Raw genomic sequence first — 21,720 nt, forward strand, 5'->3', positions numbered from 1 at the left:
TACCGCAGCAAAAGGGATAGAATCCAGAGAGGCTCTGGGTTCTATCCCTTTTTGATTTGATCTACAGATATGAATAAAACCTCCGCAGCCAACTTACTTCCGCTCCTGCTCGCCTTGAAACAGCCCCATCTCCCGCGCCTTGCGGGCGGCCTCCTTGCTGCTTCCGCCCCCGAGCTTCTTCAGAATGTTGCCGACGTGAACCTTGATCGTGCGGATCGAGACGACGAGCCGGTCGGCAATCTCCGTCTGTGTGTGGCCGCTGTCGATCATCTCGAGCACCGTCAGCTCCGCCGGGGTGATCTGCGAGCGCAGCTCCTTGGTCTTGTACTCCTGCTCGACCTGCTTCAGCCGGCGGAACTCCTCCCTCATCTGCTCGGCCACGCTTGCGCTGATGGGTGATTCCTTCGCATAAGCCGCCCTCACGGCGTCAGGAATCTTCTCGAAATCGGATTTCACGAGATAATCCGCTGCTCCCGCCCGGAAGGCGTCGAAGATAAGCTCCTTGTCCTGCATGGAGGTCAGCATCAGCACCCGGGCCGTGCACGATTGGCACACCTCGGCGGTCAGCCAGATGCCCTCCGCCTGGCTGGCGAGCATAATGTCCATGAGCACGACGTCGAAGTCCTCCTCGCGGATAGCCTTCAGCGCTTCCTCCGGCGTTTCCGCCTGCCCCTTTACCTCAATATCCGGCTCTTTGGCCAGGTAGGCTGCTAATCCCCTTCGCCAGTCCCGGTCATCCTCTACGATCAATACGCGTATGTTATCCATGCTTTCTCCCCTCCGCCTTCCGCGGAAATCCCATGGTTACTCTTGTTCCCTGCCCCGGCTCGCTCGCAATGTCGAAGCGCCCCCCGTGCTTGCGCATCACCTGGTAGCAGTAGGCGAGACCGAGACCGAAATTATGGCGATGACTGCCCTTCGTCGTAAAAAACGGCTCCATCACGCGCTTCATATTCGCTTTCGAGATGCCCGTTCCCGTATCCTTCACCTCGATGCGCACCTGCTTCTTGTCTCCCTGCAGCCGGATCTCCAGCTCTCCTCCGAGGGGCATGGCCTCGAGCGCGTTGGTCAGCAGGTTGTTCAGCGCTTCGAGCACCTGCTCCCGGTCGCACTCGATCTCGGCGTCTTCCTCGTAGCGGCGGATGACCGTTACGCCGTTCAGCCTTGGAGCAAGCTGCTCGAGCAGCAGGTCCAGCAGCTCCGCCGGCTGGTGCAGGCCTTTGCGAAGGAGCAGATCCTGGGTCTGGTCCTGCACGCGGTTGATCATTTCCTGGATATGGCGGGAGGAATCGAGGATCACCCGGATGTCCTCCGCCAGCTCCTCCTGGCCGGTTTCCTCCGCGTAGGCGCGGATTTTGTCGCCGAAGAGCTTCATTTTGCCGACGTCGTTCTTGATCGAATGGTTCAGGATCGCCGTTCCCGAAGTAATCGCGCGGATCGTATAATCCAGCTTCCGCGTCTCGATGAGCACCCGGATCCCCAGGAAGCCGAAGTTCAGAATCGCGATCAGGAACAAGATAACGGCTATGAGGATGAACCAGGTGTTGTACCTCCACATTTCCGCGTACCCGAGGCTCGGGAGAATATAATTCATGACGGAGCACAGAAGAACGGCCGGCAGCACCGCCAGCGTCGTATAGAAATGATTCCGCCGCAGCGAAAGGCTCTGTTCCCTTCTCGTCAGGACGAGATACGTTCCGAACGCCAGGTACGGCAGCACCCACAAAAGAGCGATCCGGTAAGGGATCGGATAGACCGGCGTGACGGACAGCAGGGTCGCCCCAATCGGCAGAAGAAGAAGGACGGCCAGCGCCTGTTCGCGCCCGCGCAGCAGAGCCGGGGTCCGGTAGTGGACGGCGAACAGCACGAAGCAGTAGGGCAGCCCATAATACTGGGTGACGGACAGGCTGTTCTGCACAATGGTCAGCAGCCGTAGCCCCGCCTCGCCGGCGTTCCGGCTCACCGCGTAAGGCATCACGTAGTCGCCCATGAGAGCGGCCAGCGCCCCGCAGCCCCCGCAAAAAGCCACTCCGCTCAGCCACCGCGTCGCCGGGCTCCGCCCGTCGGACAGCAGCAAAATTCCCCCAATGGCCCACAGGCCGAGGAACACGAACAGCATGGTCGAGAAGTCCCCTCTTTCCCTTTTCGTGGCCTGCCATGACGGGTGGTTCGGCCAAATTCCGAATCGTTTCTCAGCAGGGACATTATACCATAGAGCCGGGTATTTTTTGTTCAGGCTTTATGCCCAAAATCTTACAGCTTCTACTGGAGATGTCCGTCGATGGTTGGCTCCGCTTGAGACGGGTGGATGATCGTTTGGGGAACCGGGCGGAGGCATGATAAACTTAAAGGGATAGGAAGAGGAATCGGGTGCCCGCTTGGTTGGGCGCGTTCCCGGAACAGCTGGCGGGTCGGGTGCTGCAGGGACACTTCCCTGAGAACGATTGGGGCTCCCGTACGGGGCCCGGCTCTCCGGCCGTCAGATCCGTCATAAAGAGAGGAGAAGGTGGCAAATGCAGATGGATGCTTTTCAACAGCGGCTGAATCAATACGCCGAGCTGGCGCTTCGGGTCGGGGTGAACCTTCAGCCCGGGCAGTATCTCGTCATCAACGCTCCGGTGGAGTCCGCCGATTTCGTCCGGGCCGCCGCGCGTCAAGCGTATGAAGCCGGTGCCCGCGAAGTGCACGTGGAATGGATCGACGACGAGCTTACCCGCATCAAATATGAAGGCGCGCCGCAAGAAACGCTGGCCGAGTATACCCATTGGCGTGCCCAAGGCTTCACGGAAATGGCAAAGAAGGGGGCGGCCTTCCTCTACGTTTCGGCCACCAATCCGGACCTGCTGCAGGGCATCGACCCGGAGAGAATTGCGACCGCGGGCAAAACCGCCGCCTCCGCCATGAAGGAGTTCAGCGCTTATACGCGGACGGGACGGGTCAGCTGGGCTATCATTTCCGTTCCAGGAAAGGCTTGGTCTCACAAAGTATTCCCAGGTGTTACCGATGAAGAGAGCGTAGCCAAGCTGTGGGAAGCAATCTTTCACGCTACCCGGCTGGGGGCCGAGGATCCGGTTCAGGCTTGGCAGGATCATATCCGCAAGCTGGAAGAGAAGAGGAAGGTGCTGAACGACCGGCAGCTGCAGAAGCTGGTGTACCGGGGGCCCGGCACGAACCTGACGATCGAGCTCCCCGAGACCCATCTCTGGTCGGGCGGCGGCATGAAGAACGAGAAAGGGGTGTTTTTCGTTCCGAATCTGCCGACCGAGGAGGTCTTCACCGTCCCTCTCAAGCAGGGCACGCAGGGAACGGTCCGCAGCACGAAGCCGCTGAATTACGCCGGCAACCTGATCGAAGACTTCACCCTGACGTTCGAGAACGGCCGGGTAACCGACGTGAAAGCGGCCCGGGGGGAAGAAGTGCTCCGCAAGGTGCTGCAGACCGACGAAGGGGCCTCCTTCCTCGGAGAGGTGGCGCTGGTGCCGGTGAAGTCCCCGATCTCCGAGAGCGGCATTCTCTTCTACAACACGCTGTACGACGAGAACGCCTCCTGTCACCTGGCCCTGGGAGCCGCCCTGCCCTTCTGCATCGAGAACGGCACGACGCTGAATCCCGGTGAGCTGGCGGAGCTCGGCCTGAACAACAGCCTGATTCACATCGACTTCATGATCGGCTCGGCCGAGCTCGACATTGACGGAATTACCCGCGACGGGAAGACCGTGCCGGTGTTCCGCCAGGGGAACTGGGCGCTGTAGAGCATAAGCAGCGGGTATGGGATCCCAATAAACGGCCATCTATCCAAGTTATCGTAAACATTGGATTTCAAACAAAAAACCGGACGCTGATTCTTCACGAATCGCCTCCGGTTTTCTTTTCGCTTTTTTCCATCCATTGAATCTGCATTCTTTTTTGTTATGATATATTTAAATATTTGAAGAACTGAAGGAGAACAGGAAGATGAATTTGGAGCTTCAACAATTTAAAGCGGAATTTTTCAAAGCATTGGCACATCCCCTTCGGATCCGCATACTTGAACTATTGTCGGAAGGCGATAAGTCGGTCAATGAAATCCAATCCCTTATTGGCAGCGAGGGTTCGGCGGTTTCCCAGCAGCTTGCCATCCTCCGGAATAAGAACGTAGTGGTTGGCAGTAAAGACGGCACCACAGTGGTATACAGCCTTCGTGATCCCTTGGTCAAAGACTTGCTGAGCGTAGCCAAGCAGATTTTTGATAATCACCTGGCTGGTACGATATCTCTACTGGAGAACATACGAGCCAAAGATTTGTGAATTCATCTCTATAAGGCAGGATAAGAAAATTAATGTTTCCAAAGAGACATTGATTTTTTTTATGCATAGGATTATCATTTTTCTATATATTCAAATAATCAAATATATGAAAAGAAGGGTTGCTATGAAGGGGACGGGAAGATTTCAGCGAGTCCATGTCCAAACTTTACGTCATGATCTAACGGCTGGACTGGTGGTCGGCGTTGTTGCGATACCGCTCGCTATGGCTTTCGCCATTGCCTCGGGAGTAAAGCCCCAATATGGGATCTACTCGACTATTATCGCCGGATTTCTCATTTCCCTGCTGGGCGGCTCCCGATTCCAGATCGGCGGTCCGACAGGCGCCTTCATCCCCGTTTTGTTAGGGATCGTGATTCAATTCGGATACGAAAAACTGCTTATCGCCGGTATGCTGGCGGGGCTTATCCTTGTTTTGATGGGGGTTTTCAAGCTGGGGGTACTGATTCAATACATTCCCCGTCCTGTTACCATCGGTTTTACATCAGGCATCGCGGTCATCATTTTCTCAGGCCAAATCTCCAACTTTCTGGGACTTCGCGGTCTACAAAGCCATGAGTCCTTCTGGGACAACATGAAAGAAATCGGCATGCATCTTTACGCGGTCAACCTTTACAGTATCCTTACTGCCCTGCTCAGCCTTGCCGTTATTCTTATTCTGCCGAGGTTTCTACCCAAAATACCCGCATCGTTGATAGGACTCCTTGTTTCAAGCCTCATGGCTTCCCTGTTTTTCGGCGGAAAGGTGGCGACGATCGGTTCGACTTTTGGGGCGATCCCCAGCTCGCTTCCGTCCTTGACCCTGCCCACGATTACGATAGATAACATACTGGAGCTTCTTCCCGCTGCTTTGGTTATCGCCATGCTCGGGGGAATCGAATCGCTGCTGTCTGCTGTTGTGGCAGACGGCATGACAGGCACAAGACATAACAGCAACCGTGAGCTCATCGGACAAGGAATCGCTAATCTGATAACACCCTTATTCGGAGGAATTCCCGCGACCGGCGCCATCGCCCGGACGGCAACCAATATTAAGAACGGCGCCGTCTCCCCTGTTTCCGGCATGGTGCATGGCCTAGTGGTGCTGCTTGTGCTGCTATTGCTCGCTCCTTGGGCTTCTCTTATTCCTTTAGCGAGTATGGCGCCGATCCTGATGGTTGTGGCCTGGAATATGAGTGAAAGGAGAGACTTCGCCCACGTATTGAAAACGCGAACCAGTGATTCCCTAGTCTTGGTCATCACATTCCTGCTGACGGTGTTTACGAATTTGACGACAGCCGTTGAAGCGGGGTTAGGGTTGGCGGTCATTCTCTTTGTTAAGCGGATGAGCGATAATCTTGTTGTAACCAAAGTCCTTCCCGATAGCCACGGCCATGATTGTCCCCAGATCCATATTTATACCATTGAGGGACCTTTGTTCTTTGGCACGGCCCATCGGTTCGAAAAGTCCATCATGGACACGATTCCTCTGCACCCGCGGATTTTGCTGCTCCGTATGGGCAAGATGCCTTTCATGGATTCTACAGGGGAATCCAACCTCGCCAGTATCGTAAACCATTTTAACAAATCGGGTGGAACGGTTCTGATCTCGGATATTCAGCCCCAGCCCAGAGAATATCTTAAGAAAACCGGATTAAGCGAACGGATTGGGGAAAGTCAATTTTTCGAGCATACCGGCGAGGCCATTAGCGCGGCACTGGAAAGATTGGATCAGCCGAAATGCCGGGCTTGTAAACACTTGGCTTATCGGGAATGTACAGCGCTATCTTCTTGCTCACCGAAGCCGCTGGACACAAAGCCGGTTCCTTCGCTCCCGGCAAACCATTAGCGGGCAGGATGGACGTGTTGATAGTAAAAAAGAGGCTGCGCCGGCAGTCTCTTTTTTACTCGTCAGCCTGTCCGCCCCTCTACTTTACGATTAAAACCGGAACCTTGGAATGCTGTACGACATAATGGCTGACACTGCCGAGAAACAGCTCTTTCAATCCGTTGAGCCCCCGGCTGCCCATGATAATGAGATCTGTTCCCCTTCCCTTCGCGAATTCAAGAATTTTACTCTCCGGTTTTCCCTCCAACAGCGAAACCGTATGAGGGTTTTCCAAGCCGGACAGCTCTTTTTTCAATCTCTTTATGGTTTCTTCCCCGTATTGTAAATCGGAATCATAGAAATTTGGTGTAGTCATGGGATAAACCCCAGGAATAGCCGGATTATTATTAAGCACCATAACGACATCTAAAGCAATGCTCTTGTTGGATTCAGCCATTTGCACGGCTTTCCCAAGCGCCTTCTCGGATAACTCCGAGCCGTCAAAAGCAACCAAAATCCTCTCGTAAAACATAGACCTGCACCTGCTTCCTATAGGATTTACTTTCATTGTAAACCCTGCAGGAGCGAAGGAATAGGAGAAAAATCACACTTTGCGGGAGCGGCTGCTACCGCGGATGAAGGCCATGCCCGATCTAACCATCAGGTGGCAGTCCTTGCCCAGCCTTCTCCGTCAGACCGCCTTGCGGGAGAAATACGCCCAGCCTCCGGCGAAGAACACGGCGAAGCTTACCCCGATGACCGTGAACAAGGTAGCGGACGACAGGGTAAAGGCTCCGAAATCGAAGCCGCTCCGCGGCATCATGGCGAGCAGGGGCTGGGCCCACGGGTAGAAAGGGGCATAGTCCTTGGAGTTAGCCACGAGCAGGTTCGGGATCGTAAAGATCACGTTAACCGCTAACGGCGCCGCAAAGCTTGACCACGCCGTGGAGACCGCCAGCTGAAGAGCGGCAAGCGGAAGGCAGGCGAGCCAGCCCAGGCCGATGGATAATAGCAGCTCCTCCCACGGGATTGTCCCGCCTCCTCCTTGGATCCATCCCACAAGAAGCAGCACGACGAGAAAAAGAACCTGGGTTGCGGCAAGAAGCCCCATGACAAAGACAAACTTCACGAGGTAGACCTGGGTGCGGGTCACGGGCAGCGTCAAGAGCTGCTTCCACCCGCCTCCGGCATGCTCATACCGGCAGAGTAGAGCGGAATAGACGCCGGTCAGCAGCGGCAGGAACAGCATCGCATGCAGCGTGGTCATGATCACGAGCGCCTCTATCCAGGGAAAGTCCCGGGTCCGGTCCAGCCCTCTTGTTTCGGCGTAGCCGATGAAGCCGGCCAGCACAGGGCTGATGACCAGAAGCAGCCAGAGCACGGAGCGGCGGATTTTGAGCCATTCGGAGCGAATCAGCCGGATCATGCTACCTCACGTCCTTTCGGGTAAAGTGGAAGCATCCGAGCAGCCAGACAATGGCGCCGAGCGCGAGCCCGGCCGCAACGGAATAGAGCGGCTCTCCGGCTGCGTTGATTAGAAGCGGCCACTTCCAGGGAATCCAATCCTCAAAGCGGTACGAGAACATCGAGAAGATCATGCCGAGGATCCCAGCGGTCAGCGGCAGAGCCTGGTTCGCCATGATGACCGACAGCCAGGTCTGAAGCGCCAGGAACGGCATAACCGCGAGATACGGATAGAAGGCCGCTATCGCGATGTCTCCATACGGCACCGGGCTGACAAAGCCCAGGATCCGGCCCAGCAGCACGGTCCCAAGCGCCGTTAACACGGACGAGACCAGAAGCAGGACGGCCGAGAGCAGGAACTTCGCGGTGAACACCTGGCCGCGGGTGACGGGCAGCGCCAGCGTCTGCTTCCACGCGTTCGTCTGGTGCTCGATTCCCGCAGCCATGGAGGCGATAATGGCGATGCCGATAAACAGCGTCGGAACCATCAGGTTGGACACGTTGTTAATCAGGCCGCCCCACAGGTCGTCCGCATACACCTTGCCCACCAGGTAATCGTAGCGGACCCCGAAGTTGACGGCCTGAAGGCCGATCACCCCGAGAGGGCCGAGAACGATCAGGAACCAGATCATTTTGCGGCGGATCTTAAGCAGTTCGACGGAAAGAAGGCGAAGGATCACAGGCTCCCCTCCCCTCCGGTGATGTCGAGGAAGATGCTTTCGAGCGACGCCGTCTCCTCCTCCACGCGGTACACCTCAAAGTCATGGCGGACCAGCGTCGACACCATCGCCGCCACCTTGCCGTCATTCTCCGGCTCCACCGACAGCCGGCCCTGCTCCCATTCAGCGGCGTGGCCGCTCGCAAGCAGCAGCTTCCACGCTTCCTCCGGCCGGCTGACGCCGAGCCGGATGCGGTTCTTCGCCTGCCGGCGGAGGGCGGTGATGGAGTCCTGGAAGATCATCTGCCCTTTCGTGATGATTCCGACCCGGTTCGCCATCTGGTCGATCTCCGACAGCAGATGAGAGGAGATCATCACCGTGACCCCCTGCTCCTTCGGCAGGCTTTTGATCAGCTCGCGGATCTCGAGTATCCCGGCCGGGTCGAGCCCGTTCGTCGGCTCGTCGAGGACGAGCAGCTCCGGCTGGCCGAGCAGCGCGGTGGCGATGCCGAGCCGCTGCTTCATGCCGAGCGAGTAGCCCTTCACCGGGCGCTTCGCGTCCTTCGTCAGGCGGACGATGGCGAGCACCTCCTCGATGCGGCTCTTGGGCACGTCGAGAAGGAGCCGGACCGCCTCCAGGTTCTCGTACCCGCTCAGGTGGCCGTAGTACGACGGGTACTCGACCAGCGACCCGATCTTGCGCAGCACCGCGAGCCGTTCGCGCCTCATGTCCCTCCCGAAGAGGCGGATGCTCCCCATTGACGGCTTGGCCAGGCCGAGCAGCATGCGGATCGTGGTGGTTTTGCCCGCTCCGTTCGGTCCGAGAAAGCCGTATATATCCCCTTTCGCTATTTGTACATTGACATCGCTGACGACCATGCGCCCTCCCAGTTTTTTGGAGAGACGGTTCGTCTCCAGAATCCATTCGTTCATGGCTGATCACCTCATGCTTAACAATAAGGCACGAAGGTTAAACCGCCAGACCACCCGGGGTTAAATTCCGTTTAAAAAACTCACCGGCGGGGGCCAATCACAATGACCGTTCCCTCCGGTCCGCTTTCGATCCGGCTCCGCAGGTTCATTTCCTTTAGCATGAGGGAAGCGATGGACAACCCGATGCCCGCTCCCTTATCCGCCGAATCGCCGTTCATGCCGGGCCCGCGGTCAGCAATCTCCATTCGTCCGCCTTGCTCTGCATACACTTTCACCCCGAGGTACCGGCCGGTTTTGGCATGGCGGAGCACATTCTGAAAATAATTGTCGAGCACCCGCTCGAGCCATTCGGGATCGATCTCCCAGTAGACCGGGGTTTCAGGAAAATCAGGCTCAAGAACGAAGCCCTCCTTCTCGAATACCGGGTACCAGTGGGCAAGCAGCGTCCGGGTCATGCGGACGATCTCGACCGGCTTCGGCCGGTACGGGTACTTGCCCGCGGAGAGCAGCGAATACGAGAACAGGTTCTCGATGAGCTGGGCCAGGTACCCGATTTTACGCTCAATCAGGCCGACCGCTTCCGCCCCCTTCGGGCTGAGCGGCTCTTCCTTCAGCCGGAAGGCCAGCCCGCGTATCGTCGTAAGCGGAGTCCGCAGGTCATGGGACAGCTTCGCGATCAAGTCGCGGCGCAGGGCCTCTTCCTCGGCTTCGCGCAGGCGGCTGGTCTCGAGCTTGCCGACCATGTCGTTGAAGGCACTTTCGAGCTTGCCGATCTCGTCCCCGTTCTCAACGGTAGTCGGCTGCGGGATTCCGTTACCCGACGGCGTGGTCATGGCGGCCTGAAGCCGCACCAGCCGGCGCCGGATCCGGTAAAAGAAAAGCAGGGAGACGAACAGGAAGAGCGAGAGAATGAGCAGGGTCCCTCCGACGAAGACCATGCTGTAGTTGTCCCTCACCTTCTGGCCTTCCGGTTTCATCTCGGAGCGGGGCACCTCGAGCACCATGAAGCCAGAAGAGGCCGCCTGGACGGCAGCGGATCTCTCCTCCTTCCCGCCTGTAGAAGAGGCGCCGGCTGTCCCTTCCGCCTCCCCGGCCCCTTCCTCCCCGCCGATAAAAGCCACGACCGTAAAAGGATCGCCGTCGTAGCTTTCCTTCATGAATTTTACCGTATAGGCGGACGTCCAGACCTCCGGAAGCGACGTCTTCTCCGGCAGCTGAAGGCGGGTCCTGCCCGCACCGTCCACCCAGAACATGAAGGCTTTGTCGTAGCGGGCCTGTAGGCGGCGGAGGGCCGCATCCACGGCTTCGGCATCCGCTCCCTTTAGCTTCTGCGCTTCCGCATGCCACATGTTCTTCAGCTTCGTGCCGTCCTGGTACAAGCCTGTTTCCCCCTCCGAGGACAGAAAGGGGACATAGAGAAGAATGGAAATAAGCGGAAACATTAAAGGAATCAGCACGAGGGCGCATAGAACGATAAGCAAATATTTGGCGAGGAGGGAATTTCGGAGCCGTATCATACCCTCACCCGGTACCCGAGTCCACGGACCGTTTCAATAATGGCGGGAGCCCCGGGATCGATCTCCAGCTTTTCCCGAAGGTAGCGGATGTGGACGTTGACCGTTTTGTCCCCTTCCATATAGGGCTCCCCCCATACGGACTCATACAGCTGTTCCTTGGTCAGAATCTGGTTCGGATGCCGAAGAAAGCACTGCAGAATTTGCAGCTGCTTCGCCGTCAGCCCGATTTCCTCCTGGGTACGCGTATCGATCACCGAGGGACGGCCCAGGTGGACAAGCAGGTGGCCGAGCCGGAGTTCCCCGTCCTCTCCCTTGTCGAACCGGCGGAGCAGCACCTCGAGCCGGGCGGCCAGCTCATCCGGGTGAAAGGGCTTCGTCAAATAGTCGTCGGCAAACTGAAGCCCTTCCACCTTGTCCTCGACCGCCGAGCGCGCCGAGAGCATAAGCACCGGCACCCCGGGCATTTCCCTTTTGAGCCGGCGGCCGACAGAGAAACCATCCAGCCCAGGCAGCATCACATCGAGCACCACCGCATCCGAATCCTTCACCCGTTCGGCCGCCCCTTCCCCGGAAAGCAGCCAGTCGACCGCATACCCCCGCTTTTCCAAGTCCTCCTTCACCCAGGTCCCGATATCCGAGTCATCTTCAATATATAAAATCCGCTTCATAAGCGATCTCCTTTCGCTGCCGTATCCCTTCAGAATAGACAAACCGAAGGAGAATGAAAAGTTAAATTTGGTTTAAAAGCCCCTTCCCCTTTCATCCGGTCGAAAAGTGCTTTGCCTTGGACATTTAGGGTTTTCACCTATAATTATCCATCCCCTCCATCTAACAAGACGTTGAATACGGACCTAAAGAACTATATTTTCGAAGGAAATGCTTGCCAAATGGTTCTAAAGGCTGTACTATGATTGTACAATGTTTGTATATGGAAAGGAGGGGTACCGATTGGATTGGTTTCAGACCCGCCGTTATCCGCTGCTGCTTATTGCGGCCGGACTAACGGTGATTCCTCTCACCGGCAAGCTTGGCTCCCTGTTGGTTTACCTGGCCGTTGCCGCCGGGCTGCTGGTTCTGCTGGACAAAGGTTATACAAAAGCTGGAGAGAGAACTAGGCAGTCGCCCCATGCTCCAGCGTTGGAAAAAACTGCGGATGAGCCGGCGGAAGGCCGGCCGGCTGACCTGTATCCCCGTCTGGCGGCCCTGATCCGGCACATCGAAACGGCCGCCGCCTCCATGACCGCCAATGCCGCCGACGTGGAGGAACGGGCGGAGCAGATCGCCCAGCTGTCCTTAACCGTAACCGGCAGCCTGGAGGAGCACCGGCAACGGGCCGGGGAATCGTGGAGCGACTCCCTGCAGGTGCTGGATCACTTCCAGCTCACCCGGGCTTCGGTTCAGGAAACGCGCGTGAGATCGGAGCAATGGACCTCCCGCCTGGAGGAAGGCCGGCTGCAGATCGACCTTATGCTCGAAGGAATGATGGACATTCAGAAGGCCTCCCGCGACACCCAGGAGAAGTACAGCGGATTCCAAGAAGTTCTGCAGGGAATGGGCCGCATGCTCCGGGAAATGAAGGACATTTCCGACCAGACCCAACTGCTCGCGCTTAACGCCGCGATAGAAGCGGCCCATGCGGGCCAGGCGGGAGCGGGCTTCCAGGTGGTGGCGGGTGAGGTCCGCAAGCTAGCGGAGCAGGCCAAGGGCCTCTCCGCCGGCATGAGCCGCACCGTGCAGGACATGCTGCAGCAGGCGGACCGGACCTCCGGGGTGCTCGGCAGGCAGCTTCAGGGCATCGACGAGCAGGCCGAGCGGACCGGGGAGATCCGGAGCCTCCTCGCCCACCTGGGCGAGGCCGCCCGGGAGGTGGTCGCGGCCGAGGAAAGCGTCGAACGGGAAGCCGGCGAGCTCGAGCGCCTTTACCGGCTGCTCGGCACCCGTTTGGGCGAGCTGAACGAGCAGGCCCGGGAGGCCGCCGAAGCGGTGGAAGGCTCGGCCGATGCCTCCCAAATCCAGCTGATTTCCCTGATGGAAATGACCGCCTCTCTCGAGGTGATCCGCCAGCTGACCGGGCAATTTCACACGGAATTCGCTCAGGCCAACCGGGACCTGTCCCAAATGAAGTGGACTCGGGCTTATCAAATGAACCTAACTTAGAGGAGGAAGAAAGAATGAAGAACGTTTCGTTGTACCGGGATCTTTTTGGACAGGTGGAGGGGGAGGCCCAGCGGGTAACCGGCATGCTGAGCCGCGCCGAGCTCGACAGCCCGTCGCTGAAGTACGAAACGAAGGTGCCGCAGCTCGAGTACATGTGCCTCATCATGGAGAATATGGTGATCACGAAGAAGCCCAAGGCGCTCATTTACGCCGGCTTCCAGAAGCTTTCACGGTGCGTGGAGCCGGTGCTGGAGCGGTTCATGGCCATGGCTGAATCGGCCGAGAAGGTCTATATCTTCGGGGAGAACGACAAGGACATGCCGGCCCACCCCAACATCGAATACATAGCGCTGCCGGAAGGGCATCCGCTGATCCGCGAATGGTTTCTGGTCATTCACGCCCCTACCATGAAAATGATGATGACCGCCTACGACCTGGACGGCTTCGGCACCCATGAGGTGGAGGAAGGGCGGAACTTCCGAGGCATCAAGTCCATCCAGCCAAAGCTCGTCGACCAGGCCGCCGCGCTGCTGGAAGGCTGTGTCCCCGCATGAACAGCCGGCCTTCCTTCGGGCTTCTCTATGTAGCCATGGGCGCTGCTCTGTGGGGAACGGACGCCCTCCTGCGCACCCCGCTGCTTGGCACCTTGACCTCCGCGGAGATAGTGCTGCTAGAGCACGTAATCCTGCTCCTTCCCGCCGGACTCTTCCTGCTCCGGGCGCAAGGGCGGACCGCCCTACTGACCTTGACCGGACGCGAGTGGGCGCTGCTTCTCCTCGTTTCGTGGGGCAGCTCGGGGCTCGCCACGTGGCTCTTCACGGAGGCCTTCCGCCACGGCAACCCGAGCGTGGTGCTCCTCCTGCAGAAGCTCCAGCCGCTGTTCGCCGTGGTCACCGCCCGCCTCCTGCTTGAGGAGCGGCTGCCGCGCTTCTTCCCCCTCTACCTCGGGACGGCGCTAGTGGGAGCTTACCTCCTCTCCTTCGGCGGAAAGGCTCCCTTCGGAGCGGCCTCCCCGGAGGAGTGGCGCGGCTCGCTGCTGGCCCTCGGAGCGGCGCTCCTGTGGGGCGGCGGCACGGCGTTCGGCCGCCGGCTGCTCGGCCGGCTGAGCTTCGCCGACCTGGCCGCGGCCCGCTTCGTGCTCGCGGTGCCGTTCCTGGCCGTGCTGCTCGCCGCGCAGTCCGGCTCCGCCGTGCCGGCGCTCCCCGCAGCCTTGCCGCTCTGGCTCGCGCTGGCACTGCTGGCCCTTGTGCCCGGAGCCCTCGGCATGCTGCTGTACTACCGCGGGCTGCGCGACTCCCCCGCCTCGTACGCGACCCTCGCCGAGCTGTGCTTCCCCGCTTCGGCGCTCCTGCTGAACGCCGCGTTCCTCGGCCAGGGCCTCACCTGGACCCAGGGGCTCGGGGCCGGCCTGGTGTGCGCGGTGGTGGCCGCTCTGCCGCTCGGGCGGAAGCGCGTGGACCGGAGCACCGCTCCGGTGGCTGCCGGCTCGACGGCCGCGGCTTAGCGGGCAGCGCGGGTGCCAGCTCCGCGCCAGGTTACCCTTGGCTCGCGCTACGGCAGCTCTTCCTCTCTCAGTATCACCCCAATACTTGGAAGGCCGCCTTCGCGTACCTACGCGTTGGCGGCCTTCCGGTTATTCGTTCTTTTTCGGTCTAATCTGGCCCATAAGCAAACCTAGCACATAAGCCGAGATGGAAGATACCGTGAGCAGATAGGCACCATCCAGGCTGCCGGTCATCGGTCCCAGCACGTTATAGCATAGGTAGGTTAGAATACCAAGGATAATAAGGGGCAGAACTCCCTTAAGCTTTTCGATCCCGTTTCCTCCTGTCCTTTTGCTGTCTTTGCTTATTATGACAGTTTCAGATGGAGGTCCGTCACGGTTTTACCACTAACCCCCAGTTGCCCGTTTCAGACCGGCTCTCAGGTTAAAATTCTTTCCAGCCGATTTATGGTTGAAGTTGGGCCGCTGTCCTCTCTAACGAACCCGGTTATCGCTAATGAGTCCATCGTCAACCGTTCCGGTCCACACCCCCATGAAGAAGGCTCTCTAACCGCGGGAGGCTGTTGGCATAGCGTTGGAGGGTATCCAAGGTCTGGACCGCCTGACGCGTGCCCAGCTGCTGTTCCTCTTCATCCGAGCCTTCCATTCGTAAAGAACGCTTCAGGTTATAGTCCAGCCAAGCCAGCGGTCCCGCGAAGCCGTCTTCCAGGACCGTTCTCCAATCGGCCTCCCCTCCGGTTTTGATGGCTCCGTAGCCCTTTAGGAACGCCCGGAATCGGGCATCGTTCGTGTATCTGGCTCCGTCCTGCGACCAGTAAACCGCCGTTTCCGCCAAATCGCATAACGGGTGAATCCAGCCGGCGGACTCCCAATCGATGACTGTCGGCTGGTTCCCTTGCCAAAGAACATTTTTGGGGTCCAGATCCCGATGGCTGATCACCCTCTCCCCGTCTAGACGATTGGCTGCCCCATTCGCTTGATCCTGCCAATCGTACAGGCAGCCGATAACAGTCAACAGCGGTTTCGCCCATTCGGCCTTGGCCTCGATCCCCTTTTTAAGGTAAGTCTCCCAAGGAAACGACAGGACGCCCGGGGGGGCCTCCGGCGGAAGGTCCAGCTCCGTAAAATCCGTTTCATGCAGCCGGGCCAGAATCGTCCCCATTTTCTCCGCATGCGCTTCCGTGAGCTGATCCGGCTTCAAGGCCCGGCCATCTACCCATTGATAGACCAGATAGAAGTGTCCCCCGATTTCCTGTAGAGCCGTTCCTTTCTTCAACAGGGCAGGTAGAGCCGGCACAGCGTGGAAAGCCAAACAAGCGACCCGCTCCGACCGGACAAAATTCCCTTTGGCCTCCGGCCTGGCCATGATCCCCGGGTTCAGCCTTTTTACCGCGTACTTTCCGCGCGTGGTATCCAGGGCAACCAACCGGTGCAGGAGGCCACCCGAAACGGCCTCCGGTACGCCGGTTGGTTCGCCCAGCTGAAGGTCTGAACACAGCTTAGCCCAAGGCTTCTCGTTCTCCATTTTCAGCCTCCTTCGTTCCGAGATATCCCTCTCTCCCCTTTGCCTCCAGGCTGCCTCCCCTCCCACTCGCTTCGACACAGCAGGTAATGATTATAACCCTCATCGTTAATCTCCATCTGCCCGACCAGGGTGAACCCGCATTTCCCAATCACCCGGTTGGAGGGAGTGTTCGTAAGCAGGGCAACGGCGGCAAGCCATTCCACTTCCGTCCTGGTAAAAAGAAAGCGGATAAGGCCTTCGGCTGCTTGAGTGGTGTATCCTTTTCCCCGGTAGTCTCTTGAAATGGCATAGACGATCTCCCGGTTAGGAGGAGGGAGCTCCTCTTTGATTCCTGAGCAGCACCATCCAATAAACTCTCCGGTATCCTTCGTGCAGATCCCAAGACGCAGGCGAAGATCCTGAATGCGGCCCGTTGTGGCAAGCGACCGTTCCACCTCTTGGTTTTCCTTGATCTCATAGTTTAGGAGCCAATCTCTTCTCGTTTCAAGAGGAACATTCCAGCCCGGCAGCCATCTATGAATTTCGGGCTGCCAGGTAAGGGCATGAAAGGCCTCGAGGTCCTCCGCCCTAAACCCTCGCAAAAGAATGTCCCTGCACTCGATCACCAAGCCTCCGGCCGCACCGCCTCGGTCTGTTTCCCTGCTCATCTCCGTTCCTCCCGCCTTTCTTTAAAACGGATCGTAGCATGATGGTTCAGGAAAAAATAGGGAGAGCTTCGTTATGCCCAAGCTTCCCTTCGGAGACGGCTTCCTCTCTATTAAAATGAAATATACATATATTGGAATCCCTTTTGTATACTTATGGTGATGGAAAATAATGTAACCAGGGAGGTCACATGAAGCGAGCCGTTTCTTTTTTTAAGATTTTGTTTGCATTAGCTACGCTAGTGTCTGTAGCATTTGTTTTCTTTGCCGGTGGCAATCTGAGTGTTTACTTGGGGTTTATGACTCTCTTTCAGGGTTTATATGGATTCGCCAAGGCTGCTGAGTTAAAAGCTCAAGAACAACCAGGTGTGGTCTCATCATTTGCAACTAGTGGCATTTGTTTTATAGGAAGCATGGTGATATTTATGATGGTATTTTATACATAAGGAGTGGAATGACGCACAATAACATCCTGGGGAGGGAGAGCTTTGTCCTGTCCCGACTGTCACAAAGAGCATAACTTAAAGCTGCGCGTGAGCTGGGTCCGGCATCTGCCCGGAGTAGAGTCGGTTTAACAATAAACTAGGTTTCAAGGAGGTAAGACATGGATTACCCAACACCGATTGAATCGTTGGTAAAGGCGAACCCGTACTCTAGAAACACCATAGCGGCAGGTCGTCGCCATACCGTCGGTCTAAAATCGGACGGTACGGTGGTGGCTGCGGGTGATAATAAATATAGCCAGTGTGATGTAAGTGCTTGGCGTGATGTTGTGGCGGTCGCGGCTGGTAATGTTCATATGGCGGCGAACACGGGAAATGCCCATACCATTGGTCTAAAATCGGACGGTACCGCTGTGGCTGTGGGCTGGAATCAGCATGGCCAATGCGAGGTAGCCGACTGGCAACATATTGTAGCGGTTGCGGCCGGTTGGCGTCGTACCATTGGGCTTAAATCGGATGGCACGGTGGTAGCCGCAGGCCGAAATAAGGAAGGGGAATGCGAGGTAACCGGCTGGCATACTATTGTGGCTGTCTCGGCGGGTGACTGGCATACCATCGGTCTTAAAGGGGACGGCACGGTGACGGCTGTCGGTAACAATCGGTACCGCCAATGCGAGGTAAAGGGCTGGCGCGACATAAGGGTGGTCGCTGCGGGTTACCTTCATACCGTCGGGCTTAAATCGGACGGTACAGTGGTGGCGGTGGGGAATAATCAATACGGCCAGTGCGATGTGAGTGCCTGGCGCGGGATAGTTGCGATTGCGGCAGGCAGCAGCCATACCATCGGCCTTAAATCGGACGGTACGGTGGTAGCGGTGGGTTGGAATGAGCATAGCCAATGTAAGGTAACGGATTGGCGCGATATGGTGGCGATTGCGGCGGGTTGTGTCCATACCGTTGGTCTTAAATCGGACGGCACGATGATGGCTGTAGGGGATAATCAATACGGTCAATGCGAGGTAAGCGCCTGGCGCGGCATCCGGCTTCCGGGTAAATAGATTTACTATGGATACCCAAAACTTTCCAAACGGATAAAAGGGCTGCATCGCTTATGCGACACAACAAGCCGTCTATCTCTTCCGTCCCGTTAAGGGATGCATAAATGGTTATAGTATCTCAAGAAATCATCCTCCTGTCTTTTAACGGCAAAAAGGCACCCGCCTGCTCCATAGAGCACAGGGTGCCTCCGCTTTCAGCTGAGCCGGCCTTGACCGGCTCAAGCCCGGTCAGCAGTTATATACCCTAACCGCCTGCTCGGAAGCCTGCTCCAGCAGCTCGGCGGTGCGGCTCATCGCCTCCTCGAGCGTCATCGGGCCGTTCACGATGCTGAGGACGGCGGCGAGGCCTTCCTCGTACAGCGCCTCGATGCCGCCGCCGACCGAGCCCGCGAGCCCGATCGCCGGCACGAGGTGCTTCTTCGCGAGGCGCGCGACGCCGCACGGGGTTTTGCCCTCCGCCGTCTGGCTGTCGATGCGGCCCTCGCCCGTGATGAGCAGATCGGCGTCCACGAGCCGGCGCTCGAGGCCCGTCACCTCCATGACGATGTCGATGCCGGAGTCGAGGCCCGCGTTCAGGAAGGCGAGGATGCCTCCCGCCAGGCCGCCGGCCGCTCCCGTGCCCGGGATGTCATGGATGGCGTAGCCCCTCGTCCGCTCGATCACGTCAGCAAAACGCCCGAGGCTTTCGTCGAGCTGCGCCGCCATCTCGGGCGTGGCGCCCTTCTGCGGCCCGAACACATAGGAGGCGCCGTTCGGGCCGCAGAAGGGGTTGCCCACGTCGCAGGCCACGATGAACGTGCTCTCTATGAGCCGCGGGTCCATCAGCTCCGTGCGGATGTCGGTAACGTGGGCGAGCTCCGCCCCGCCCAAGCCGACGTTGTGGCCGTCCTTATCAAGCAGATCGGCGCCCAGCGCCTGGAGCATCCCGGCCCCGCCGTCGTTCGTCGCGCTCCCCCCGAGCCCAAGGATGAACTGCCGGCAGCCCTCGTCGAGCCCCGCCTTGATCAACTGGCCGAAGCCGTACGTCGTGGTGAGCAGAGGATTCCGTTCTTCCGCGCCGATCAGGTAAAGGCCGGAGGAAGCGGCCATTTCAATCACGCAGGTTTCTCCGCCGCCCAGGATGCCGAACTCCGCCTGAACCTCCCGGCCGAGCGGATCCTTCACGGTCGTCTGCACGAGACGGCCGTCCGTGGCCTCCACCAGGCAGGAGACCGTCCCTTCGCCCCCGTCGGCCATCGGAACGATGATGGTCTCGCAGTCGGGAATGGCCCGGCGAACGCCGCGCTCGATGGCAAGTCCCGCTTCCCGGGCGGACAGGCTGCCTTTGAAGGAATCCGGGGCAATGACAATTTTCATAGTTTTCCGCCACCTTTGGGTAAGTTGAAAGTCTTCCTTTTATTATACCGCCATTCTCTTCCTGTTTCAGCCCTCCCCCGGAAGCGGTACATAACCTTAAGTCAGTTACGGAGCTTTTTACGAAAAAAGCTTCGTCCAAGTCCGGCAGTCACTAGGAGAGGAAGGATCGCTATGGCCGTCAGCAAACCGCAAACCCGAGTTCCCGTCAAGAGGGCCGGGCGCCCCCGACGAAAAGTCGCGCGCGTCCTTCTTCCGCTTCTTGCCTTGATTTTGCTATTGAGCGGAGTCATTTACTATAACACCCATAAGCCGCTTCCGGCCGGTTTGTCCGTGGAGGGGCCCGTTCACCGCGTGAAGGATATCGACTTCCTTTACGATCTTACGTATAAGCAGGGAGGTACCGAGAAACAGGAGCAGAGCATTTATAATCGAGTTTTTCAAGCGGTGGACGAGGCGGAGAAGTTTATTGTTCTCGACATTTTTCTATTCAACGAATATTACGACCATGACCAGTCCTTCCCGCCCTTAAGCCAAACCTTGACCGAGAAGCTCATTGCCCGCAAAAAAGCCGTGCCCGGCCTCCAAATCGTCTTCATCACCGATGAAGTAAACACGACCTACGGCTCCCACGCCGCCGCGAATCTGGAGCAGCTGAAGGCGAACGGCATCGATACGGTCATCACGGACGTCGATCCGCTGAGGGATTCCACCCCTCTCTATTCAGGCGTATGGCGCACGTTCCTGCAATGGTTCGGCCAAGCGGGGGACGGCTGGCTCAAGAACCCGATGGCGGATACCGCCCCAAAAATTACGGTTAGATCCTATATGAAGCTGTTCAATGTCAAAGCCAATCACCGCAAAGTCATCGCCACCGACAAAACGGTCATCATCCCGTCCGCCAACGCCCATGACGCAAGCGCCAATCATTCCAACGCCGCCCTGCAGGTGAGCGGCCCTCTCATCGCCGATGTGCTCGCAAGCGAGCAGGCCGCGATTAACCTGGGAGGCGGCCCCAAGGTGCCGGCTTACACCGCCGAAGGAAAGGAAGAAGGCGACATCCGGGTCCAGCTGCTGACGGAGGGCGGCATTTACCGGCAGGTACTGCGTTCGCTCGACGAGGCCGGAGCGGGGGATAAGGTGTGGATGGGCATGTTCTACCTGGCCGACCGCGAAATCATCGACGGCCTGCTGGAAGCCTCCAAAAGGGGGGCCGAGGTCAACCTGATCCTCGACCCGAACCAGAACGCCTTTGGCCGCGACAAAATCGGAATCCCCAACCGGCCCGTCGCCTCCGAGCTTCTGGACAAGTCCGGCGGGAACATCCACGTCCGCTGGTACAACACCGGGAAGGAGCAGTACCACACCAAGCTCCTGTTCATCGATAAACCCGGCGGGGTGGTCATCCACAACGGATCGGCCAATTTCACGAAGCGCAACCTGGACGACCTTAATCTCGAAACCAACCTCGGCGTAACCGCGCCAAAGGACAGCGAGGTGGCCGGGGAAGTCCGCCGGTACTTTGACCGGCTGTGGAACAACGAGGGGGCGGAATTCACCCTGGATTACGAGGCCTACCGGGACAAAACCGTGCCCCTCAAAAAGGCCGCCTACGCCGTGCAGACGTTCCTCGGCTTTACGACCTTCTAACGCCTTGTGGGTAGAAGAAATTACGCCTTCCCGCGGTCGTTATCGCCTCTACGCTGCTTCTCCAACTAACCTAGCGGACGCATAAGGCCCCAGGCTGTAACGGCTGCTGAGCCGGCTTCCCTGTTAAAAAACCCTCCGGATATCCCGGAGGGTTCTTCGGTGCTGCTCCCGGGCGTTCCAGGTACGGACCGTCTCCCTCGACAGGCCGGTCCCGTCTGTACGCCTCCGTCCAGCTAACGAATCGTCATAACCCTATTGGCCGGTTTTGGGCTGGTTTTCCATTCTGACGAACCGCCCTATCGTTATTCGGTCCCATCACGGGCAAAAGCGGGGTCTTCCGCCGAAATAACGATACCAGGATTCGTTCCGTTACCGGATGTGGCCGTATCAAACATCCTTAACGATACTGGAGTTCGTTAGCCAAACGGGGGAACGATCTTGGTTTACGTTGGCCGCCAAACCGTTAAAGTTTAGCGGCTTGCCGGGGCTCCAGCCTCATAATCCTGCTAGAATGGTGCCGGATAACGCACCAGAGCCTTTTCCGCAATGAATGCCGGGCATCCCTAGGACTATTCATCTAAAGTTTGAATTCACCAGATTAATAGAGAAGAGAATGAGAAATACTATAGCCATAGAGAGCAGCACGGCTCCTTTCCGGCGGCGGCGGATTAAGAACGAAACCAGCACCCCGCTCAGCAGCGA

The 21,720-nt window shown here is 58.1% G+C and carries 20 protein-coding genes; 9 read left to right on the plus strand and 11 right to left on the minus strand.

Annotation, left to right across the window (positions count from 1 at the left end; genetic code table 11):
* Positions 1-93: 93 nt before the first annotated feature.
* Both MJA45_RS27490 and MJA45_RS27495 read right to left on the minus strand, forming a co-directional pair.
* On the minus strand, positions 94-768 hold the full coding sequence (locus MJA45_RS27490) for a response regulator transcription factor (protein WP_315605074.1): 675 nt from the start codon (positions 766-768) through the stop codon (positions 94-96).
* Positions 761-2,119 (minus strand): sensor histidine kinase, encoded by a 1,359-nt coding sequence (locus MJA45_RS27495; RefSeq protein WP_315605075.1) that lies wholly within the window; start codon positions 2,117-2,119, stop codon positions 761-763. Before MJA45_RS27495 ends, MJA45_RS27490 begins: the two co-directional genes overlap by 8 nt.
* A 400-nt stretch (positions 2,120-2,519) precedes the next feature.
* Here MJA45_RS27495 and MJA45_RS27500 point away from each other — a divergent pair, with 400 nt between their 5' ends.
* The 3 genes from MJA45_RS27500 (at position 2,520) to MJA45_RS27510 (ending at position 6,133) form a co-directional block, all read left to right on the plus strand.
* Positions 2,520-3,752, plus strand: coding sequence for an aminopeptidase (locus MJA45_RS27500; RefSeq protein ID WP_315608119.1), 1,233 nt, complete (start codon positions 2,520-2,522; stop codon positions 3,750-3,752).
* 202 nt (positions 3,753-3,954) lie between these two features.
* Positions 3,955-4,287, plus strand: coding sequence for an ArsR/SmtB family transcription factor (locus MJA45_RS27505; RefSeq protein ID WP_315605076.1), 333 nt, complete (start codon positions 3,955-3,957; stop codon positions 4,285-4,287).
* Positions 4,288-4,411: 124 nt separating this feature from the next.
* Positions 4,412-6,133, plus strand: a complete 1,722-nt coding sequence (locus tag MJA45_RS27510; protein WP_315605077.1) for a SulP family inorganic anion transporter — start codon at positions 4,412-4,414, stop codon at positions 6,131-6,133.
* A 79-nt stretch (positions 6,134-6,212) separates the two neighbouring features.
* Here the strand turns inward: MJA45_RS27510 and MJA45_RS27515 are convergent, their stop codons facing one another.
* The 6 genes from MJA45_RS27515 to MJA45_RS27540 form a co-directional block, all read right to left on the minus strand.
* A complete protein-coding gene (locus tag MJA45_RS27515) occupies positions 6,213-6,644 on the minus strand; it encodes a universal stress protein (protein WP_315605078.1) in 432 nt (143 codons plus the stop codon).
* Positions 6,645-6,803: 159 nt separating this feature from the next.
* Positions 6,804-7,538 carry an ABC transporter permease gene (locus MJA45_RS27520; RefSeq protein ID WP_315605079.1) on the minus strand — a complete coding sequence of 245 codons (735 nt, stop codon included), beginning with the start codon at positions 7,536-7,538 and terminating at the stop codon, positions 6,804-6,806.
* A gap of 1 nt (position 7,539) precedes the next feature.
* A complete protein-coding gene (locus tag MJA45_RS27525) occupies positions 7,540-8,256 on the minus strand; it encodes an ABC transporter permease (RefSeq protein ID WP_315605080.1) in 717 nt (238 codons plus the stop codon).
* Positions 8,253-9,167 carry an ABC transporter ATP-binding protein gene (locus tag MJA45_RS27530; protein WP_315605081.1) on the minus strand — a complete coding sequence of 305 codons (915 nt, stop codon included), beginning with the start codon at positions 9,165-9,167 and terminating at the stop codon, positions 8,253-8,255. The genes MJA45_RS27525 and MJA45_RS27530 overlap by 4 nt, the downstream gene beginning before the upstream one ends.
* 80 nt (positions 9,168-9,247) lie before the next feature.
* On the minus strand, positions 9,248-10,684 hold the full coding sequence (locus MJA45_RS27535; RefSeq protein ID WP_315605082.1) for a HAMP domain-containing sensor histidine kinase: 1,437 nt from the start codon (positions 10,682-10,684) through the stop codon (positions 9,248-9,250).
* Positions 10,681-11,352 carry a response regulator transcription factor gene (locus tag MJA45_RS27540; protein WP_315605083.1) on the minus strand — a complete coding sequence of 224 codons (672 nt, stop codon included), beginning with the start codon at positions 11,350-11,352 and terminating at the stop codon, positions 10,681-10,683. The genes MJA45_RS27535 and MJA45_RS27540 overlap by 4 nt, the downstream gene beginning before the upstream one ends.
* Positions 11,353-11,632: 280 nt before the next feature.
* On the opposite strand from MJA45_RS27540, the gene MJA45_RS27545 reads away from it, so the two are divergent.
* The 3 genes from MJA45_RS27545 to MJA45_RS27555 are packed head-to-tail and all read left to right on the plus strand — an operon-like array spanning position 11,633 to position 14,345.
* Positions 11,633-12,841, plus strand: a complete 1,209-nt coding sequence (locus MJA45_RS27545) for a methyl-accepting chemotaxis protein (RefSeq protein WP_315605084.1) — start codon at positions 11,633-11,635, stop codon at positions 12,839-12,841.
* A 14-nt stretch (positions 12,842-12,855) separates the two neighbouring features.
* Positions 12,856-13,395 (plus strand): DICT sensory domain-containing protein, encoded by a 540-nt coding sequence (locus tag MJA45_RS27550; protein WP_315605085.1) that lies wholly within the window; start codon positions 12,856-12,858, stop codon positions 13,393-13,395.
* On the plus strand, positions 13,392-14,345 hold the full coding sequence (locus tag MJA45_RS27555) for a DMT family transporter (RefSeq protein ID WP_315605086.1): 954 nt from the start codon (positions 13,392-13,394) through the stop codon (positions 14,343-14,345). Before MJA45_RS27550 ends, MJA45_RS27555 begins: the two co-directional genes overlap by 4 nt.
* Before the next feature lie 508 nt (positions 14,346-14,853).
* On the opposite strand, the gene MJA45_RS27560 is transcribed toward MJA45_RS27555, so the two are convergent.
* Both MJA45_RS27560 and MJA45_RS27565 read right to left on the minus strand, forming a co-directional pair.
* The gene (locus MJA45_RS27560) at positions 14,854-15,870 is read right to left on the minus strand and encodes a phosphotransferase (protein WP_315605087.1); all 1,017 of its coding nucleotides are present in this window, start codon (positions 15,868-15,870) and stop codon (positions 14,854-14,856) included.
* Positions 15,871-15,872: 2 nt separating this feature from the next.
* Positions 15,873-16,517, minus strand: a complete 645-nt coding sequence (locus MJA45_RS27565; RefSeq protein ID WP_315605088.1) for a GNAT family N-acetyltransferase — start codon at positions 16,515-16,517, stop codon at positions 15,873-15,875.
* 188 nt (positions 16,518-16,705) lie between these two features.
* Between MJA45_RS27565 and MJA45_RS27570 the strand changes: the two genes are divergently transcribed.
* Entirely contained in the window at positions 16,706-16,960 is a 255-nt protein-coding gene (locus MJA45_RS27570; RefSeq protein WP_315605089.1) for a hypothetical protein, read from the plus strand.
* Between the two features lie 158 nt (positions 16,961-17,118).
* Positions 17,119-18,015, plus strand: coding sequence for an RCC1 domain-containing protein (locus MJA45_RS27575; protein WP_315605090.1), 897 nt, complete (start codon positions 17,119-17,121; stop codon positions 18,013-18,015).
* Positions 18,016-18,243: 228 nt separating this feature from the next.
* Here MJA45_RS27575 and MJA45_RS27580 read toward each other — a convergent pair whose 3' ends face one another.
* A complete protein-coding gene (locus MJA45_RS27580) occupies positions 18,244-19,371 on the minus strand; it encodes a glycerate kinase (protein WP_315605091.1) in 1,128 nt (375 codons plus the stop codon).
* 171 nt (positions 19,372-19,542) lie between these two features.
* Here MJA45_RS27580 and MJA45_RS27585 point away from each other — a divergent pair, with 171 nt between their 5' ends.
* Complete coding sequence (locus MJA45_RS27585) at positions 19,543-21,018, plus strand: phospholipase D family protein (protein WP_315605092.1); 1,476 nt, start codon at positions 19,543-19,545, stop codon at positions 21,016-21,018.
* The last annotated feature ends 702 nt before the right edge of the window (positions 21,019-21,720 follow it).

The sequence above is a fragment of the Paenibacillus aurantius genome, assembly GCF_032268605.1.
Taxonomy (GTDB): domain Bacteria; phylum Bacillota; class Bacilli; order Paenibacillales; family NBRC-103111; genus Paenibacillus_AO; species Paenibacillus_AO aurantius.

Coding starts and splice junctions, on each gene's coding strand:
- MJA45_RS27490 (WP_315605074.1), bottom strand. CDS start 768: ATGGATAACATACGCGTATTGATCGTAGAGGATGACCGGGACTGGCGA.
- MJA45_RS27495 (WP_315605075.1), bottom strand. CDS start 2,119: ATGCTGTTCGTGTTCCTCGGCCTGTGGGCCATTGGGGGAATTTTGCTG.
- MJA45_RS27500 (WP_315608119.1), top strand. CDS start 2,520: ATGGATGCTTTTCAACAGCGGCTGAATCAATACGCCGAGCTGGCGCTT.
- MJA45_RS27505 (WP_315605076.1), top strand. CDS start 3,955: ATGAATTTGGAGCTTCAACAATTTAAAGCGGAATTTTTCAAAGCATTG.
- MJA45_RS27510 (WP_315605077.1), top strand. CDS start 4,412: ATGAAGGGGACGGGAAGATTTCAGCGAGTCCATGTCCAAACTTTACGT.
- MJA45_RS27515 (WP_315605078.1), bottom strand. CDS start 6,644: ATGTTTTACGAGAGGATTTTGGTTGCTTTTGACGGCTCGGAGTTATCC.
- MJA45_RS27520 (WP_315605079.1), bottom strand. CDS start 7,538: ATGATCCGGCTGATTCGCTCCGAATGGCTCAAAATCCGCCGCTCCGTG.
- MJA45_RS27530 (WP_315605081.1), bottom strand. CDS start 9,167: ATGAACGAATGGATTCTGGAGACGAACCGTCTCTCCAAAAAACTGGGA.
- MJA45_RS27535 (WP_315605082.1), bottom strand. CDS start 10,684: ATGATACGGCTCCGAAATTCCCTCCTCGCCAAATATTTGCTTATCGTT.
- MJA45_RS27540 (WP_315605083.1), bottom strand. CDS start 11,352: ATGAAGCGGATTTTATATATTGAAGATGACTCGGATATCGGGACCTGG.
- MJA45_RS27550 (WP_315605085.1), top strand. CDS start 12,856: ATGAAGAACGTTTCGTTGTACCGGGATCTTTTTGGACAGGTGGAGGGG.
- MJA45_RS27555 (WP_315605086.1), top strand. CDS start 13,392: ATGAACAGCCGGCCTTCCTTCGGGCTTCTCTATGTAGCCATGGGCGCT.
- MJA45_RS27560 (WP_315605087.1), bottom strand. CDS start 15,870: ATGGAGAACGAGAAGCCTTGGGCTAAGCTGTGTTCAGACCTTCAGCTG.
- MJA45_RS27565 (WP_315605088.1), bottom strand. CDS start 16,517: ATGAGCAGGGAAACAGACCGAGGCGGTGCGGCCGGAGGCTTGGTGATC.
- MJA45_RS27570 (WP_315605089.1), top strand. CDS start 16,706: ATGAAGCGAGCCGTTTCTTTTTTTAAGATTTTGTTTGCATTAGCTACG.
- MJA45_RS27575 (WP_315605090.1), top strand. CDS start 17,119: ATGGATTACCCAACACCGATTGAATCGTTGGTAAAGGCGAACCCGTAC.
- MJA45_RS27580 (WP_315605091.1), bottom strand. CDS start 19,371: ATGAAAATTGTCATTGCCCCGGATTCCTTCAAAGGCAGCCTGTCCGCC.
- MJA45_RS27585 (WP_315605092.1), top strand. CDS start 19,543: ATGGCCGTCAGCAAACCGCAAACCCGAGTTCCCGTCAAGAGGGCCGGG.